Below are 16,624 nucleotides of genomic sequence, written 5' to 3' on the forward strand. Positions count from 1 at the left end.
TTTCAACACAGTTGATTCCGTCATGTTGAGCGCAGTCGAAGCATCTCCCCCGCAGTAGTAATTGACTTTACCAGTGCGGGAGAGATGCTTCGACTGCGCGCAGCAGGACACAAAAAGCAAAATACCACACACGCTAGTGGAACAGGCTTCGGATTTCAATTTTCGTGTCATGCCCGATCAGGCAGGACAGAATTAGCAGTTGTGTGCAGTCCACAACAGCTTCTCAACGTCCACTGCGCCACCACCCAAACGCAGCCAGCACCGCCAGCGCCAGCAGGATATAGTTGGCGTAGCGGTGTGTATCCTTATAGACATCGAGGCGCTGCACGGTGTTATCGGCCGTGTTGAGTACTTCCTGGTAGAATTGGTCGTCGGGGTGGGTGTTGAAGGCAGTGGCTGCGGGGCTAGCCCCTTTCACCACGGGCCGCACCCCGGCGCGCAGCGTGTCGTAGCGGCTGGTCGTGGGGTTAAAAACGACCAGCGAAAACACACTATCCAGCGCTAGCACGCCCGGCTGCCGGGCAATGAGCCGGTAGCGAAACCACTTGCTGCCGCCCACGCGGCCCGCTTGCCGGGTGATGCCCAGCTCCGTATCAGGGCCGTAAACTTCCAGTCCGGCGGGCAGCAGTGGCACCGGCGCGGCCAGCGCGGCTAAGTTGCCCTCGCCTTCCACCACGAAAGAATAGGTGAAAGCCTGCCCCGTTCGGAACGTGGTACGGTCAATAGCTTCCCGCAGTTGATAGGTACCCACCGGTACCAGGTCGCGCAGCGGGTGGGGCGGCAGGGGCTTCACGGCAATGGTGCGGGCCACACTGCGGTAGGTTTTGAAGCTCTCCATCCGGTTGTCGAGGCCGGCTTCGGGCGTTTTGGCCACCTTGTACTTTATCATTTGCAGCGCCACTTCCGGGAAGACGAGCGGCTGCGCGTTGAGGGGGTAATACTGGGCCTCGTAGAGCCGGTAGCGCAGGTAGGTTTTGCCGCCCGCCGTTACGGTTTCGGGCACTATTTCCTGTTCGTCAAACGGCTCTTCCCAAGCCGTGCGCCGCCGTAGCAGCTGCACTATTTTGGGGAGTTGGCCCCCAAAGTCGTAGAAGCTGAGCAAGCCTTGGTCGCTAGGCGTGAGGTAGAAGTACAGGCCTAGGTGCACACCTTCGCCCACATATATCGTCGTCTTATCGGGCACCAAGGCCAGAAAAGCGTTGTCGCGGGGCTCCACATAGTCCTGGGGCTTGGGCTTGCCAAAGAGCTTATCCAACAGGCCCAGCCCCTGCACGGCCCCGCTGCCGGCGGCAGGGCCGGTGGGCGCGGCCTGCTGCGGGCCCACCTGCAGCGTAGCTCCCACCGACTGCACCGCCAGCCCATTCACGGTCATCGTAAACGGCTTCAGCTCAAAAGTACCCTCCGCGTAGGCCGCATAGCGTTGCGTTATAGAGAGCTCCGTCGTCGACTGCCCGCCGACGATGCGGGTGGTAGTGGTGCTCGACTTACTGCTTTTCTTGAAGCCCTCGATATCGGGAAAAGGCGAATAGCGCTCCAGGGGCGCGCCACGCAGCCGAAAGCTGATGGTGAAATACTCGTTGACCGGAAACGCTGCCCGGCCCAGTACGATGTCTGCCTGAGCAGTTGTTGCCTGCGCTTGCACCGCTTGGCTCAGGCCCAACCAGCACAGCAGCAGCAGAAATAGTAAGCGGAGTGTACCGGCCATCCAACATAAAAAAGGAGGCCGCAAAGCTACGCAAAAACCCCTCTGTCAGTATGGCAGAGGGCTACGCGGCTGCTTATCGGGTTCTATATATAGTACTTGTTATAAATAAAAAACGTGACAATACCAATCCGTTTTTTCATTTGGGCCGTAAATGCCCCCAAATACACACAGACTACTGGATTGTCATTCGCGGAAAGCGGCTTTTGGGGCCGTGCGAGCAATTTCTTGTCTTTACTCTCCTTTTCACCCTTACAAATTCCTCCCATGTCCAAGATCATCAACTCCGGTGGGGACGAAGCTGAGTTCGCCAAGCCTCTCTACGTTCCGATTAAAAGACGTTCCTTCTTCATGTACGCTGGTGCCACGGCTGGTGCTACGGCGTTGTTGCTCTCGGGCTGCAGCGATGATGATGACAACGGTGTAACACCTGCCGGCATGGTTAATCTGGGTGCCGGCGACGTCGGTGTCCTGAACTTTGCCTATGCGTTGGAGCAGCTGGAAGCGGCTTTCTATGCTCGCGTAAAAGCCAGCCCAGCCAGCGACTTCTCGGCTACCGAAAAAGACTATTTCGTGCAGGTAGCTGCTCACGAAGCCATTCACCGTGACTTCTTCAAGGCCGCCATCAACCGTGATGCTCCCGGTAAGATCATTCAGGACCTGACGCCGGTGTTCGATACTATCGACTTCACCAAGCGTGCCTCCGTACTGAGTGCTGCCCGCACCTTCGAGGACTTGGGTGTGCAGGCCTACAATGGCGCTGGTAAATACCTCAAAACGCCTGCTTACTTGGTTATTGCCGGACAGATCGTTTCGGTGGAAGCTCGCCACGCCGCGTATGTGCGTGACCTGATTTCGAACGGTAGCTTCGCTGATGATAGCATCATCGACCCTATCACCGGCCTCGACAAAGCACTGGAGCCAACGGCAGTAATTGCCGCAGCCCAAGGCTTTATCAAGGAAAAGCTGGATGCCACCAACGTCGGCAAATAATTCTCTCCTCCGTTTAACGACTCCTTATCATGAACATATTTCGCATCATTGAGCAATTGTCGGAGGTAGATGCCGACACCCTGGGCCGCTTCGATTCTCGTCGGGCAGTCTTCAAAACGCTGGGCTCTACGGCCAAGCGTGGTGCTCTGGCCGCCGCGCCGGTTTTCGTAGCTTCCCTGTTCCAGAAAGCCTACGGTCAAACGGCCAAGCCTACCGTCGTCGAAGTTCTGAACTACGCTCAAACTCTTGAGCTGTTGGAAGAGGACTTCTACAAGAAGATGGTAGCCGCTGGTCAAATTCCGACCGGTGCTCCTAAAGCGGCCATTGACCTGATCCTGAAGCACGAGTCGGCCCACGTAAAGCTGCTCGATGCTACTATCAAAGCACTCGGTGGCACTCCGGTAACCGGCATCAAGTTCAAAACTTCCGCTTTCCCTGCTGACTACGCCACGCAACTGGTAGTAGCTCAGGCCCTGGAAGACACCGGTGTTCGGGCCTACAAAGGCCAGGCCGGCAACCTGATGGGTGCTATGGCTGGCACTACCAACTTGCTCCAGGTAGCGCTGCAAATTCACTCGGTGGAGGCCCGTCACGCGGCACACATTCGGGGCATGCGCCAGCAAACGGCTTGGATCCAGGCCGCAGACTCCAGCCTGCCGGCTCCGCTGGGCCCCGCATACACGGGTGCTATTCGCGAAAGCAACGTCGTACAGTCAAACGTCAACATCACCAACCAGTTGGCTAATCCCTACTCGGCCAACGATGCAGCGGCTTCGTTCGATGAAGTCCTGACGATGGCAGAAGTAACTGATGCTTCGCGTGCCGGCGGCCTGATTGGCGCTTAAGCATTCCTAGTAGTTGTATACTGCAAAGGCTGGCTCCCGGTGGGGGTCAGCCTTTTGCGTTGTAGCAGTTTTCCTGCGCTGGCCAACGCAACTTTTCCACCCGTGCCGTACTCTTGCCAGTGGTGCATCCCGGTTTATAGGAGTACCTTTGTCTAGGCTGCTTATTTCGCTTAAGCGGCTGTTTCTTTCCGCTGGCGTATTTCTAGCTAATGTCTGAATCTGCTTCTACTTCCTCCTTTTTGGCCCGCACCATGCGCCGCCGCTCTTTTTTTCAGGCAGCCGGCGCTACAGTGGCTGCCTCTACGCTACTCTTGGCTGGCTGCGGCGATGATACGACCGTCGAGCCTGCACTGCCCCCCACAACGCTGAGCTTGGGCAAAGGGGAAATCGGGGTAGCCAACTACGCGTATCTGCTCGAGCAGCTCGAAGCTGCCTTCTACCAGAAAGTGCTGGACTCGCCACCCTCCGACTTTCTGGCTGGGGAGTTGGCATCGTTTACCGAGCTGCGTGACCACGAAGTGATTCACCGGGAGTTTTTCAAGCAGCTGCTCGGTACCAGTGCCATTCCTACGCTCGAATTCAACTTCAGCTCCATTACGTTTACGACCCGCGCCGGCGTACTGGCCGCCGCTCGTACGTTTGAGGACCTGGGAGTAGCCGCCTACAACGGCGCCGGAAAGCTGCTTTCTACCAAAGCAACGCTGGTATTAGTCGGCAAAATAGCTTCGGTAGAAGCTCGTCATGCGGCCTTCATCCGCGACCTGCTGCAGGCCGACCCTTTCGCCGATGCCGTGGAAACTACCGGCGCTTTCGCCGGTTTGGGCCGCACGCTCACGCCCGCGCAGGTGATTGAAGCCGCCGCCAAGTTTTTCCCCTATACCATTCTTGTTTCTGACTTACCGACTGCCTAGGCAGCTGCTTTTCCTGACGACTACTTACCATGAATATTCTCAAACTACTTGCTGACCTCGCGGCCGTCGATCCAGACTCCTACGAGCGTATCAGTGGCCGTCGTGGGGTCTTGGCGAGCCTGGGCCAGACAGGCCGGCGAGCAGTAGCAGCGGCGGTGCCGCTGGCTTTCGGCGCGGTGCTGCAAAAAGCATATGGCCGTCAGTCGGCTACTGTTCTCGATACTTTCACGCTGGCCCTCACGCTAGAGTATCTGGAAAGTGAGTTTTATAAGCAGGCGCTGGCTTCGTCCATGACGTTTCCGGGCAACACCAGGTCCGTTATTCAGCTTATTGCCAAGCATGAGCAAGAGCATGTCTCTTTCCTGCAAGCAACGCTGACAGCATCGGGAGCCGTTATACCGGCAAAGCCCAAGTTCGACTTCACGGGCAGCAAGAATGGCACAGCCCCTGCTCTATACCCAGCCGTTTTCCAGGATTTTGGCACCTTCCTGAAGGTAGCCCAACTGCTGGAAGATACCGGTGTACGTGCCTATAAGGGCCAGGTAGATGTACTGATAACCGAAAATGACTTGCTTGAAGCAGCTCTACGTATTCATGCCGTCGAAGCGCGCCACGCGGCACACATTCGGGGCATGCGCCGGGCTCTGAAAGCCAATGTGCGCTACTGGATTAGCGCCAAAGATGAAGTCATTACGACTCCTAACGTCACGGATGCGGTGTATGCCGGCGAAAACATAGATAAGCAGCTGCTGCCCGATCTGGTTACCTTCTTTCCGACCCCTACCACGCAGATTCTCACGGGCACCAAAGAGCAGGTTGCTATCAGCTTGGGAGAAGCTTTCGACGAGCCCATGACGGCGGCGGCAGCTAGCAGCATTGCGAGCCTGTTTATCTACGCGTAGCACTTCGGCAACTTCCTTGAACTTCTTAGTAAGAACGGCTTCGGCCGTTCTTTTTTTGTATTAAGAAAGGGTTAAAAAGCACTATAATGCTTGTACTATGAAAATTTATTCTTGTATCTTTCGTTAAAATCACCTCCAAATGACACCGCAGCCGCAGCTTTTTCAGCGGCTCTCGTATACAGATTCTGCTACCCTACACCACCCCACCCAACCTACCTAAAACAAACTTGACCGATGCTGGAATACGTTAAAACCATCCTGCTAAAAGTCAGCTTCGACAAAATTCTTTTTGAGAAAGAGCTGCGCAAAGGATTTCGCATGCTCGTTCCGACAGAGTTGGTTGAACTAAAGGCATGGTGCTACCAACAGTTTGCAAAAATCTATCGGCGCATCCTGAACCGTGTATTCGCTACGGCCGCCTAGCTGCCCGCATATACACCAGAAGTCAACACCCTTACCGCTCCTATTCCTCTTCAAACCCAGCGGGGCCTTCTGTTTCCGACACGAAGCGGATGTTTCGCGTCAGGCCGGCGTAGCCCGTTCGTTTTAGCGCCGACTGCCGGAATAACTCCGTGAACAGTTCGTGCGTGATTTCCTGCCAGTCGACGGCGTTGAGTTGCGGTAGCTGTGGGTGAGCCTGAAATTGCGGCTCGGTGTGCGGCTTGGCGAATCGGTTCCAGGGGCACACGTCCTGGCAGATGTCGCAGCCGAAGACCCAATTACCAAACTTACCGGCTACGTCCCGAGGAATCTGGTCCTTCAGCTCAATGGTGAAGTAGCTGATGCATTTGCTGCCGTCTACCACGTAGGGCTCGGTAATAGCATCAGTGGGGCACGCATCCATGCACTTGGTGCAGGTGCCGCAGTAGTCCTTGATGGGGCCGTCGTAGTCCAGCTCCAAATCCACGATGAGCTCGGCAATGAAGTAGAAGCTGCCCACACCCGGCGTAATCAGGTTGGAGTTTTTGCCCACCCAGCCCAACCCGCTTTTTTTGGCCCACGCTTTATCGAGCACCGGAGCCGAATCGACAAAAGCCCGGCCCCCTACTTCACCGATTTCCGCCTGTATATCGGCCAGCAAAATTTTCAGCTTATCCTTGATGACGAAGTGATAGTCGCGGCCGTACGCATACTTGCTGATTTTAAGCGTGTCGTCCGGCTGTTGGTCTTCCGGGGCCGGGTAGTAGTTGAGCAGCAGCGAAATCACTGATTTGGCACCATCTACGAGCAGGCGTGGGTCGAGGCGCTTGTCGAAGTGGTTGGCCATGTAGCCCATCTGCCCGTTCATCTGCCGGCTGAGCCATTTTTCGAGCCGAGGCGCTTCCTCTTCCAAAAACCCAGCCTTGGAAATACCGCAATACATGAAGCCCAGCTCCGTGGCGCGGCGCTTGATGAAAGCAGTGTACTGAGCAGTGGGAAGCATGATTTTGCGAATGGCGGACTACAAAAATACGGCATTGAAAGTTGTCATTCCTTTCCCATCTGTCAGCCCGTAACGCCTGTCATCCTGAACGCAGCGGAGTGAAATAAAGGATCTTCCTGACCTAACCTTACGAAACTTTCTTTAACGCGAAAAGCCCTTTACCGTGCCGACGGGAAAGGGCTCTAGCACAGGTAATCCACATCGTCACTTAGGGCCTGTCCGAATAGAAAAAAAGAACGTCATGCTCATCTGGCGTCCGCGCAGTCGAAGCATGACCGCCTATTCGGATAGGCCCTCAGCGGAAGCAGTTTATCCATCGCCGCTTGATGCGCGGAATGCTTCGCTGCGTTCAGCATGACAGGTGTTGTAGAATAACATGCGAAAAAAACGCCGCACTCTGCTACTCCTGCGCGCCAAACAGGTCGCCGGGAGAGTTGCCGCGCAGGTGCTGGGGCATGAGCTTGCCAAGGTGCTTGTAGGCCGCCTCGGTAGCTTCGCGGCCCCGGGAGGTGCGCTTGAGGTAGCCTTCCTTAATCAGGAAGGGCTCGTACACTTCCTCTATAGTTTCGGCTTCTTCCCCGCAAGCCGTGGCAATGGTGCTGATGCCAACCGGCCCACCCTTGAACTTGTCGATGATAGTGTTCAGAATGCGCTTGTCCATGTCGTCGAGGCCGTGGTGGTCTACGTCGAGGGCGTTGAGGGCAAACTGGGCAATATCGACCGTGATGGAGCCGGTACCTTTCATCTGAGCGAAGTCGCGGGTACGGCGCAGCAGGTTGTTGGCAATGCGGGGCGTACCACGCGAGCGGCGGGCTATTTCGAACGCCGCGTCCTCATAGATTGGCGTGGCCAGGATTTCGGCCGAGCGCATCACGATGTCAGTGAGCAGCTTGGCGTCGTAATATTCGAGGCGGGAGCTGATGCCAAAGCGGGCCCGCAACGGCGAAGTGAGCATACCCGAGCGGGTAGTGGCGCCAATGAGCGTGAAAGGGCTCAGGGAAATCTGTACCGAGCGGGCATTCGGACCCGAATCGAGCAGGATGTCGATGCGGTAGTCCTCCATGGCCGAGTACAGGTACTCCTCCACGACGGGGTTGAGCCGGTGAATCTCATCGATAAAAAGCACATCGTGCGGATCCAGATTCGTGAGCAGGCCCGCCAGGTCGGAGGGCTTGTCGAGCACCGGGCCCGAGGTCATCTTGATGCCGGCGCCCAACTCGTTGGCAATGATGTGGGAAAGCGTGGTTTTGCCCAGGCCGGGAGGGCCGTGCAGCAGCACGTGGTCGAGGGCTTCGCCGCGCTGCTTGGCGGCACCCACGAAGATTTTCAGATTATCGACCACTTTGGCCTGGCCCGTGAAGTCGGCAAAGCTAAGCGGGCGCAGGGCCTTGTCAATCTCCTTTTCGCCGGAGTCCATGTGGTCGGTGCCACCAGTCAGAAATGTTTCGCGCATAGCGGGGCTATATTCAGGTATTGCGTTGAATAAAGGTAACGCTTTCGGAGGCTAAAATGGTCCCGATTTTTAGCAAAATTTCAACTCCACGCCGCTAATCTTACTACTTATATTAGTATAGAGGCAATTTTAGGCCCTGAGTACCGCTGCACCAGCGCTTTCTTAGCTTCTTTGCGGCCGTATTACTCGCTACCGATGCATTTCTCCCTTTCCGACGCCTGGCTCGCCCAGCTCCCCGCCGATTTTTACGACCAGCTGGCGCACTGCCTTTCCCTACACGGCATGGTCTGCACCGAGCTTTTCAGCCGGCCCGATTCTGCGTTGGTGGGGCAGCTGGCCCTGCTTTCGACCGTGGATGCGGCGGTAGTGGGCGAGCTGAATACTATTCAGAGCCAGGAGCAGCTAGTGGCCGCTCTGCACCAGCGGCCTGGGCAGGTATACGACTTGCTGGTACTGGGCCGGCTCGGACTCGATACATCCCTGGCCGAGCCGGTGCTGCGCTTCGTACGGCAGCAAATGAATATCTCGGAAGTCCAGATGGAGGCACTTAAAGCCTATTGCCTGGAGCTGAGCGACACGTTTTTAGCGTCGGTGGAGCAGCATCTGGCCGAAACCGACCGCTCTACGGCGGGCCGCCTGGGCCAGCACCGCTTGCAGCTGGAGGAAGCATTTTTCAGCCATAGCCACAGCCAGGCAGCCGGAGCCACGCTACTGCCTACAGTGGCCACGGTGCGTTTTAACGAGCCCCAGCTGCAAATGATCCGGCTGGCGGTGCTACTGGTGCATGGTCTGCCGGCAGCGGCCGGGCAGCCTTTCCTCCAGGCCGTGGAGCGGCTGGCAGCTTTGCGCCCGGCAGCTCTCGAACCACTGATGGAGCGACTGGGCAGCCTTCCAGCCGGCCACCAGCTACCGCTGACGATGCCCGAGCTGGTGCAGCTCTACCAGGCCATGCAGGTATGCGGCTTGGTATTCGTGTCTGACGTGCTGGCCACGCTGGGGCTGGAAGAATTTATGACGGGGCCACCCGATACCGCTACCCCGGCCGCCGATACGGCTGCGCCGATGAGCAGCCGCCAAGCGGTGGGCGAAATGGTGAGCGGCTTCACGGAGTGGGTGCAGGCCAACTTTGCCGAGGAAGCGGCGATTCAGCAGGCCCGCCAGCAAATTGCCGACCTCACGGACCTGGTGTAACGGGGGAGGGCACCGCGCCGACCGGAGCCGCCACGCGGGGCTATTGGCTCAGTAGCACTACCTCTACTTCGAGCTGTAGCCAATCCTCATCCCAAGCCTTGTGGGTGAGCCGGGCCTGCAACGGGTAGCCGGCGTCGAGCAGGCGGGCCACAGTTTCGTTGCGCACTTCGGGCAGGTAGCCCAGCCACACCCCGGCTTCGGCCTCGGCGGTGAGCACCTTCACGGCCCAGTCGTCGTACTTGCTGTCGGCCTCGCGCACGAGCTGCAGCAGCTGGCCCAGGTAGAGCGCGGGTTCGTGCTGACGAAGATTTTCGCGGTGGGTGGTGCCAGCCACCAGGCATTCGAGCAAAACCAAACCGGACGTGGGCGTAGCAGAAGGAGTGTTCATGACCCCAATGTACAGGGATGCCGCCGGTTTTGAAGTATGCCCGATTCTGGGCAATGCTTCCGCCCGGTGAATTTCTACCACAAAGCAGCTGGTTGGATACTTATTGGCGAGTTTCTGATCCTTCATTACCCGATTTTGATCCATAGTGGGCAGCTACTTATCCATACTGAAGAACTACTAATCCATAGTAGGGACATTTATATCCACGGTTGGCATACAGGTATCCATTTAATCTATCCTCTTATCCACGGTAGGTAACTATTGATCCATTATGCCCATATTTTGATCCATTTTCGTGAAGTTTCGATACATTATCAAGCAGTATCTATCTCCCTCTCCTCTTTACTTAATGAAGCTGTTTAGGAAGTCAACAAAACCAGATCGTCATGCTGAGCATTCTGCTTTATGCGCAGAATGCTCAGCATGACGATCTGGTGGGTTCAACCATACTTCCTAAACAGCTTCAATGTCTCTACCACTAATGGCTCTACCAACTGAAACCAAGCCCGTGACTGATGGGCCGGCATTTTTGGAGCAGTTTGCGCAGCGCGTGGCCACCCGGGATATATCACCCACTCCCCCGCCCCACGGCTACGACCAGGAGTCGTTGGAAGGGTGCATTGCGGCGGCTCTGCTTTCCCGCTTTCAGTATCTGGATCCGCGCCGGACCCGCACGTTTGCGCGGGTGTGCTACGCCCTGATGGGCCACCCCCGGCTGCACAGCAACGTACTGGCGGCGGCGGCCTACACCACCCGCCTCACGCTCTACCGCGCCCTGCCGGAGCTGATTGCCACTGGCTTGCTGGCCGGGGAGCGTGCTGGCGGTCGGCACTACTACTTCCTGACCCGCGCCGGTGAAGACTGGCTGCTGGAAGTGACGCGGTGAGGCTTATGGCACGAGCAGCGTGCAGGGACGCGCTCCTGCGCGGCTCGGCGTTTGTGCCACTCGGCCAGTGCCTGTGGGCAGTAAGGCGGGGGCATTTTACCTTCTTCGAATGCCATGCTGCGCTTGCCGAAGCCTCGCTACCGCTGCAGTAACTGATTACGATGGCACGCAAGATGTCTCGTTCTCTGCTTGCTGCGCAGAATGCTCGACATGATGTTCTCTTTTTATTTGCTGTTTAGAAAGTCGCCAACCCTAATCAGCACGACGTTCTTTTGACTTTCTAAACAGCTTCATTTGCTTTTCGCATAGCCTGGTTTGTGAGGAACCACCGACCAGGTTGTGGCCTCATTCCAGCAGGCAGAACGTTGCAGCTCCTGCCGATGCCTCGTATACCGTACTCTCCACTCACTCGTTGTACCGCCTAACCCGATGTATAACAAAACCGAAGCGACGCAGCTGCGCCAAGCCTTCTGGACCACCTTTGGGCAGTATATGGCGCCGGTGCCGTCGGCGGAGGGCGGGCCTACCAACTGGATTAACTACAAAACCGGCCTGAAGCACGTGTACTTCCGCCTGCATGCCGACGTGCGCCACGCCACCATCAGCATCGAGCTGACTCACCCCGACGCAGCGGTGCGGGAGCTGTATTTTGAGCAGTTCCGGGAGCTACAGAAGCTATTGGAGGAAAATCTGGGCGAGGCGTGGACCTGGGAGCAGCAGGCAGTGGATGAACACGGCCAGCCGCGCAGCCGCATCTACCGGGAGCTGAGCCCGGTGAACATGTTCAGCCGCGACGACTGGCCCGCGCTGATATCCTTTTTCAAGCCCCGCCTAATGGCGCTGGATGAGTTCTGGAGCGGGGCGCAGTATTCGTTTGCAGAGTTGGGATGAAAATAAGTATCTGGCGGGCCAAGCAACAGTGCATGGAGAGTAGCCGCCTATAAAACTCTTTTTTATATGATTCATACGGTAGCTATATGCGCCCTCGGCTCGGCAGCCTGCCTGGTTTTGCCCGCCGATACGCTCCGCCGCTGGGCCCCGCGCTGGGCACCCCTGTCGCTGGCCGACCCCGTTCGCCCCACGCTGCAATTGGGGGCAGAGTACTTCCTGGGGCACGGGTTTAGCGTGGGTGCCGACGTTGGTACGCGCCTGGTGCTGTTCAAGGCCTACAGCCGACCCGAGCAGCAGGTGCGCCACCACACCTTTCGGGTCGAGGGCCGCTACTACCTGCGGGCTACGGGCTGGAAGAAACGGGAGTTTATTGCTGTCGAAGGATTTTACGTGCCCTATGTTTACACGCAGCAACATGGCATTCTGGAGCGCAATGGCACATATTTCACTTACGACGAAGCCCGCATCATGCACCGCACGTGGGGCGGCAGCCTGAAGTATGGCTGGCATTGGTTCGTTGGTCCGCGCCGACGCTGGTGGCTGGAAACGGCCGTGGGCCTGGGGATGCGCCGCGTGCCGAGCCGCTACTCCCGCATCCGCAACGAACAGCCCGCCGACTCTGCCCAAACGTACAAGTACCTGAACCAAGAGTGGCGCCTGAGTTTCCCGCCTCCCGATGGCGGCCACCTTGATCGGTTGCATCTCCTCTATTCACTTCGCGTGGGGTATCGCCTGTGACCTATTGGGCCATAGGCGGTTACAGATGCAGCAGACCGAAACCAGCACCCCGGATTTGCAGCACCCGCTGCATCGGCCGGTAATGGTACTTGCCATCCGGGCCACGCTCCACCGAAACCATTTCCTGCGGCTTTAGCTCTTCCAGAATCACGCTGACCAGCGCATCCCGCTGTTTGGCCGGCACCGGTTGGGCCACAGCCTGGGGCAGGCCACAAAACAGGCAGGCAAGCGTGGCGTGAAATTTCATTTTCATGTTGATACTAACCAAAAACGGCCATTCTGCTTCCAGAACGGCCGTTTTTTTACTGTGGCTACTTGGGGACTTGTTAGAACGTCATTCCGAGCGAAGCGAGGAATCTAGCGTGCTAACGTTGCAAAGCTATTGATTACCATTGCACGCGAGATTCCTCGCTCCGCTCGGAATGACGTTCCGGGTACTCTTACTTAAACGCCTGAATGCCGGTAATGTCAGCGCCGGTGATGAGCAGGTGGATATCGTGGGTGCCCTCGTAGGTAATCACCGACTCCAGGTTCATCATGTGGCGCATGATGGGGTACTCGCCCGTAATGCCCATGCCGCCGTGAATCTGGCGGGCTTCGCGGGCTACGTGCAGGGCCATATCCACGGAGTTGCGCTTGGCCATCGAAATCTGGGCGGTGGTGGCTTTGCCCTCGTTTTTGAGCATGCCTAAGCGCCACACCATCAGCTGGGCCTTGGTGATTTCGGTAATCATTTCGGCCAGCTTTTTCTGCTGGAGCTGGAAGCCGGCAATCGGCTTGCCGAACTGCTCCCGCTCCAGCGAGTACTTCAAAGCCGATTCGTAACAGTCGATGGCCACGCCGATGGCACCCCAGGCAATGCCGTAGCGGGCCGAGTCGAGGCAGCCGAGCGGGCCACGCAGACCTTCCACGTTGGGCAGCAGGTTTTCCTTGGGCACCTTCACGTTGTCGAACACCAGCTCGCCGGTGCAGGAGGCACGCAGGCTCCACTTGTTGTGAATTTCGGGGGTGGTGAAGCCTTCCATGCCGCGCTCCACGATGATGCCTTTGATGCGGCCCTGCTCGTTTTTGGCCCACACTACGGCCACCTGGCACTCGGGCGAGTTGCTGATCCAGAGCTTGGCCCCGTTCAGCAGGTAATAGTCGCCCATGTCCTTGATGTTGGTGGTCATGCCGCCGGGGTTCGAGCCGTGGTCGGGCTCGGTGAGGCCGAAGCAGCCGAGCCACTCGCCGGAGGCGAGCTTGGGCAGGAATTTCTTGCGCTGCTCCTCCGAGCCGTAGGCGTAAATCGGGTACATCACCAACGAGCCCTGCACCGAGGCCGTAGAGCGCATCCCGGAGTCGCCGCGCTCAATCTCCTGCATGATGAGGCCGTAGCTGATGTAGTCGAGGCCGCCGCCGCCGTACTCGGTCGGGATGGTGGGGCCAAACGCGCCAACGTCACCGAACTTCCTGACGATTTCGGAGGGAAAATGATTGTCCTGGGCCCACTTCTCAATGCTGGGGCTGATTTCCTTCTTCACGAAATCCCGAATGCTCTGGCGGATGAGCTTGTGCTCCTCGGTGAGCAGGCCGTCGATATCGTAGTAATCGGTGAAGCCGGCGGCGTTCAGGGAGCCGTGGTGGGTTGCGGCTTTGGCTTTCGGCGAGAGTACGTCAGCTTGAGAAGACATAAAAGAGTTGTTGGGTGGGAATCAGCCTCAAAGATAGAAGTTTCAGCATGCAGAACAGCCGGTCTGCGCCGTTGGTTCGGGCGCGCGGCCGCTGGTTTTCCGGCAAGCCGCAAGCGGTACCTGCTCGTCGGGGCCGGCTGCTTAGAACTTCACCCCGACGGAAGCCAGGAAGTTGCGGGTGGCCTGGGGGTAGAAATAGTTGAAGCTTTGGCGGTCGGTGCCGGGCTGGTAAATACCGCCGAAGGTGTAGCCATTGGCCACATACTCGCGGCTGAACAGGTTGTTGACCAGCAGCCCCAACTCGATTTCCTTCACCCAGGCTGGCCGCAGCGTGTAGCGCACTCGCAGATCGGCCACCTGGTAGGGCTTGATGCTGCGTGTGTCGGTGGCAGAGTTGTCGAGAAACTGGCGACTCACGGTCTTGTAGAGCACGGCTACGCGCAGCCCTTTTAGCGGCTCGCCTTCCACGCTACTGCCCGATACCACGGCGGGCGAGTAGGAAATGGTGGAATTGCGCAGCTCCGTTTCCTGGGTGCCCACCACGGTGTAGTTTTCGTCGTAGATGGCCACCACTTCGCGGAACTCCCGCAGCTGGTTGCGGCTTACCGTCAGAGTTGTGCTCAGCGTGAGGCGGTTCTGTAGCCACCCGGCCCCGGCGCTCAGCTCGATACCGGTGCGGTAGCTGCTCGGAATATTGGTTCGCAACGCGGTGCCGACGTCGTTGAGTTGCCCGGTAGCCACCAGCTGGTTGCGGTAGTCCATGAAAAAGTACGTCAGCTCGGCCCGCCACATCGGGCTGGTTTCGGTGCTGCGGATGCTGCGAAACCGGTAGCCGGCTTCCACGTCGTGCAGGCGTTCCGCCTTGGCGCGGTCGGTGGCGGGGCGGTCAGTGAAGTCGGTGCGCACGGGCTCCCGCTGGCCCACGGCGAAGCTGGCGTACACATTCTGGGTTTCGGAAAGCGTGTAGGTCAGCCCGGCTTTAGGGTTGAAGAAAGTGTACTCGGCGCGGGTAGTTACGTCGCGCTGGTCGTCGTCGAGGCCTTTGATGCGGTAGTCGATGGTGCGCAGCTGCACGTCGCCGAACAGGCCCAGGCGCGGCATCACCTGGTAGGTGGCTTTGAGAAACACATTGAAGTCCGTTTTGCGGGCCTCATTGAAGTAATAGCGCTGGCGAATTTCGGAAGTGCCGGCATAGCGCGCCCAGATAACCTCGCCGTAATGGTCGCCGTCGTAGCGGTTCCAGCCCCCACCGAGCGTGGCACTCAGGCGGCCGTCGGTTTGGGCGGGCTGGTAGTTGAGAGCATACGTGGCCCCGTAGAAGTAATTATCCAGCCACTTGCGCCGAATCAGGTCGGAATTCTCAATTACCGTACCGCCCAGCGTCAGCGGAGCAATGCCGTAGTCGGCTAGGGCTTCCTCTGTTTTATACTCCTCGTAATACCCCAGGCCGCGCGTCAGGTGCAGGGCCGCGCCCAGGCTCCAGTCGGGCCCCAGGTCTTGCGAGAAATGCAGCTGATAGTGGTTTTGCTGGTAGTTATCGGTCTGGTTGTCGTAGGTGAAGTCGTTGTGGCGGCGGTTGGTTCGGAGCGAATCTTCGGGCACGCCGTTCCAGGCCTGGTAGGTTTTCTCGCGGCCCGAGAAGGTTATAAACTTCAGGCTGGTACCCTTCTGCTGGTAGCCGGCCGCGAAGTAGTACGACTTCAAATCCGACTCGGCCCGGTCGATGTAGCCGTCGGTGCGCAGGCGCGAAAGGCGTCCGTCCAGCGTAAACCGCCCCCCAATGAGGCCGGTGCCGAACGAGACGTTGTTTTTCCAGGTGTTGTAAGAGCCGTGGGTGTTCTGGGTTTCGCCGTAGGCCTCGCGCCGGAAATCGAGCGTTCCGATGTTGATGCTGGCTCCGAAAGCACTGCCGCCGTTTTGGCTGGTGCCCACGCCGCGCTGCACCTGAATGCTGCTGGCCGAAGACGCCAGATCGGGCAGGTTCACGAAAAAGGCCCCGTGCGACTCCGCATCATTCAGCGGCACCCCGTTGATGGTGACGTTAATGCCGGCAATATCGGTGCCGCGCACCCGAATACCGGTGTAGCCGATGCCCGTGCCCGCGTCGGAGCTGACGACCACGGATGGCGTCTGGTCGAGCAGATACGGCAAATCCTGGCCGAAATTGCGCTTTTCCAGCTCTTCCTTCGTCACGGTGGTGTAGGTGGTAGCCGTGCGCTCGTTGGCCCGGGTGGCCGTTACCAGCGCTTCGCCGGTCAGCACGCCGCCGGGCTGTAGGGCGGTAGTCAGCTGCTGCGCGGCCGCTTGGCCCTGCACCTGCCGCGCCAGCGCCTCGTAGCCCAAAAACGTGATGCGCAGCTCGTGCGAGCCGGCCGGCACGGCCGGCACGGCGAAGCGCCCGATAGCGTCCGTAGCGCCTACTACCATTCCATCGAGTACGATGGTGGCACCGGGTAGCGGAGCGCCCGAGCGGGCGTCGTTCACGGTGCCGGATACAGCACCTTGGGCGCGCGCCGCAACGGGCGCGAGCAGGGGCAGTGCCAAGGCGGCGGCCCCTAAAACCAGTACATTTTTCAAGAGTAAAAAAAAGAAAAAGTGGAACGGGCCCTACGCCAGGGGTCGGCGCAT

The 16,624-nt window shown here is 58.3% G+C and carries 16 protein-coding genes; 9 read left to right on the forward strand and 7 right to left on the reverse strand.

Translation table 11 applies throughout. From position 1 onward, the window contains the following. Positions 1-223: 223 nt before the first annotated feature. Complete coding sequence (locus tag E5J99_RS01435; protein ID WP_135495939.1) at positions 224-1,705, reverse strand: BatD family protein; 1,482 nt, start codon at positions 1,703-1,705, stop codon at positions 224-226. 264 nt (positions 1,706-1,969) lie between these two features. On the opposite strand from E5J99_RS01435, the gene E5J99_RS01440 reads away from it, so the two are divergent. From E5J99_RS01440 to E5J99_RS01460, 5 genes are all read left to right on the forward strand, one after another. Continuing rightward, positions 1,970-2,695, forward strand: a complete 726-nt coding sequence (locus tag E5J99_RS01440; protein ID WP_135495940.1) for a ferritin-like domain-containing protein — start codon at positions 1,970-1,972, stop codon at positions 2,693-2,695. A 29-nt stretch (positions 2,696-2,724) separates the two neighbouring features. Then, complete coding sequence (locus E5J99_RS01445; protein WP_135495941.1) at positions 2,725-3,540, forward strand: ferritin-like domain-containing protein; 816 nt, start codon at positions 2,725-2,727, stop codon at positions 3,538-3,540. A gap of 209 nt (positions 3,541-3,749) precedes the next feature. Next, positions 3,750-4,451 (forward strand): ferritin-like domain-containing protein, encoded by a 702-nt coding sequence (locus E5J99_RS01450; RefSeq protein WP_135495942.1) that lies wholly within the window; start codon positions 3,750-3,752, stop codon positions 4,449-4,451. Between the two features lie 29 nt (positions 4,452-4,480). After that, positions 4,481-5,353, forward strand: a complete 873-nt coding sequence (locus E5J99_RS01455; protein ID WP_135495943.1) for a ferritin-like domain-containing protein — start codon at positions 4,481-4,483, stop codon at positions 5,351-5,353. A 234-nt stretch (positions 5,354-5,587) separates the two neighbouring features. Beyond that, the gene (locus tag E5J99_RS01460) at positions 5,588-5,776 is read left to right on the forward strand and encodes a hypothetical protein (RefSeq protein WP_135495944.1); all 189 of its coding nucleotides are present in this window, start codon (positions 5,588-5,590) and stop codon (positions 5,774-5,776) included. 40 nt (positions 5,777-5,816) lie between these two features. Here the strand turns inward: E5J99_RS01460 and queG are convergent, their stop codons facing one another. Both queG and ruvB read right to left on the reverse strand, forming a co-directional pair. Then, a complete protein-coding gene (gene queG, locus E5J99_RS01465; RefSeq protein ID WP_135495945.1) occupies positions 5,817-6,776 on the reverse strand; it encodes a tRNA epoxyqueuosine(34) reductase QueG in 960 nt (319 codons plus the stop codon). A 400-nt stretch (positions 6,777-7,176) separates the two neighbouring features. After that, a complete protein-coding gene (ruvB, locus tag E5J99_RS01470; protein ID WP_135495946.1) occupies positions 7,177-8,229 on the reverse strand; it encodes a Holliday junction branch migration DNA helicase RuvB in 1,053 nt (350 codons plus the stop codon). Positions 8,230-8,424: 195 nt separating this feature from the next. Between ruvB and E5J99_RS01475 the strand changes: the two genes are divergently transcribed. Then, complete coding sequence (locus E5J99_RS01475; RefSeq protein WP_135495947.1) at positions 8,425-9,420, forward strand: hypothetical protein; 996 nt, start codon at positions 8,425-8,427, stop codon at positions 9,418-9,420. A gap of 40 nt (positions 9,421-9,460) precedes the next feature. Here the strand turns inward: E5J99_RS01475 and E5J99_RS01480 are convergent, their stop codons facing one another. After that, on the reverse strand, positions 9,461-9,808 hold the full coding sequence (locus E5J99_RS01480) for an HIRAN domain-containing protein (protein WP_167851926.1): 348 nt from the start codon (positions 9,806-9,808) through the stop codon (positions 9,461-9,463). A gap of 481 nt (positions 9,809-10,289) precedes the next feature. Between E5J99_RS01480 and E5J99_RS01485 the strand changes: the two genes are divergently transcribed. The 3 genes from E5J99_RS01485 to E5J99_RS01495 all read left to right on the forward strand — a co-directional run bounded on the left by E5J99_RS01485 (position 10,290) and on the right by E5J99_RS01495 (position 12,323). Further along, positions 10,290-10,694: a hypothetical protein gene (locus E5J99_RS01485; protein WP_135495949.1), complete on the forward strand. Its 405-nt coding sequence runs from the start codon at positions 10,290-10,292 to the stop codon at positions 10,692-10,694. Positions 10,695-11,123: 429 nt separating this feature from the next. Then, entirely contained in the window at positions 11,124-11,585 is a 462-nt protein-coding gene (locus tag E5J99_RS01490; RefSeq protein ID WP_135495950.1) for a DUF4268 domain-containing protein, read from the forward strand. Between the two features lie 66 nt (positions 11,586-11,651). Beyond that, entirely contained in the window at positions 11,652-12,323 is a 672-nt protein-coding gene (locus E5J99_RS01495; protein ID WP_135495951.1) for a DUF3575 domain-containing protein, read from the forward strand. A 19-nt stretch (positions 12,324-12,342) separates the two neighbouring features. On the opposite strand, the gene E5J99_RS01500 is transcribed toward E5J99_RS01495, so the two are convergent. From E5J99_RS01500 to E5J99_RS01510, 3 genes are all read right to left on the reverse strand, one after another. Then, positions 12,343-12,570, reverse strand: a complete 228-nt coding sequence (locus E5J99_RS01500; RefSeq protein WP_135495952.1) for a hypothetical protein — start codon at positions 12,568-12,570, stop codon at positions 12,343-12,345. Positions 12,571-12,763: 193 nt separating this feature from the next. After that, complete coding sequence (locus E5J99_RS01505) at positions 12,764-13,996, reverse strand: acyl-CoA dehydrogenase family protein (RefSeq protein WP_245318664.1); 1,233 nt, start codon at positions 13,994-13,996, stop codon at positions 12,764-12,766. A gap of 141 nt (positions 13,997-14,137) precedes the next feature. Beyond that, complete coding sequence (locus E5J99_RS01510) at positions 14,138-16,573, reverse strand: TonB-dependent receptor (protein WP_245318665.1); 2,436 nt, start codon at positions 16,571-16,573, stop codon at positions 14,138-14,140. Positions 16,574-16,624: the final 51 nt, after the last annotated feature.

The organism is Hymenobacter elongatus (assembly GCF_004745955.1).
Classification (GTDB): domain Bacteria; phylum Bacteroidota; class Bacteroidia; order Cytophagales; family Hymenobacteraceae; genus Hymenobacter; species Hymenobacter elongatus.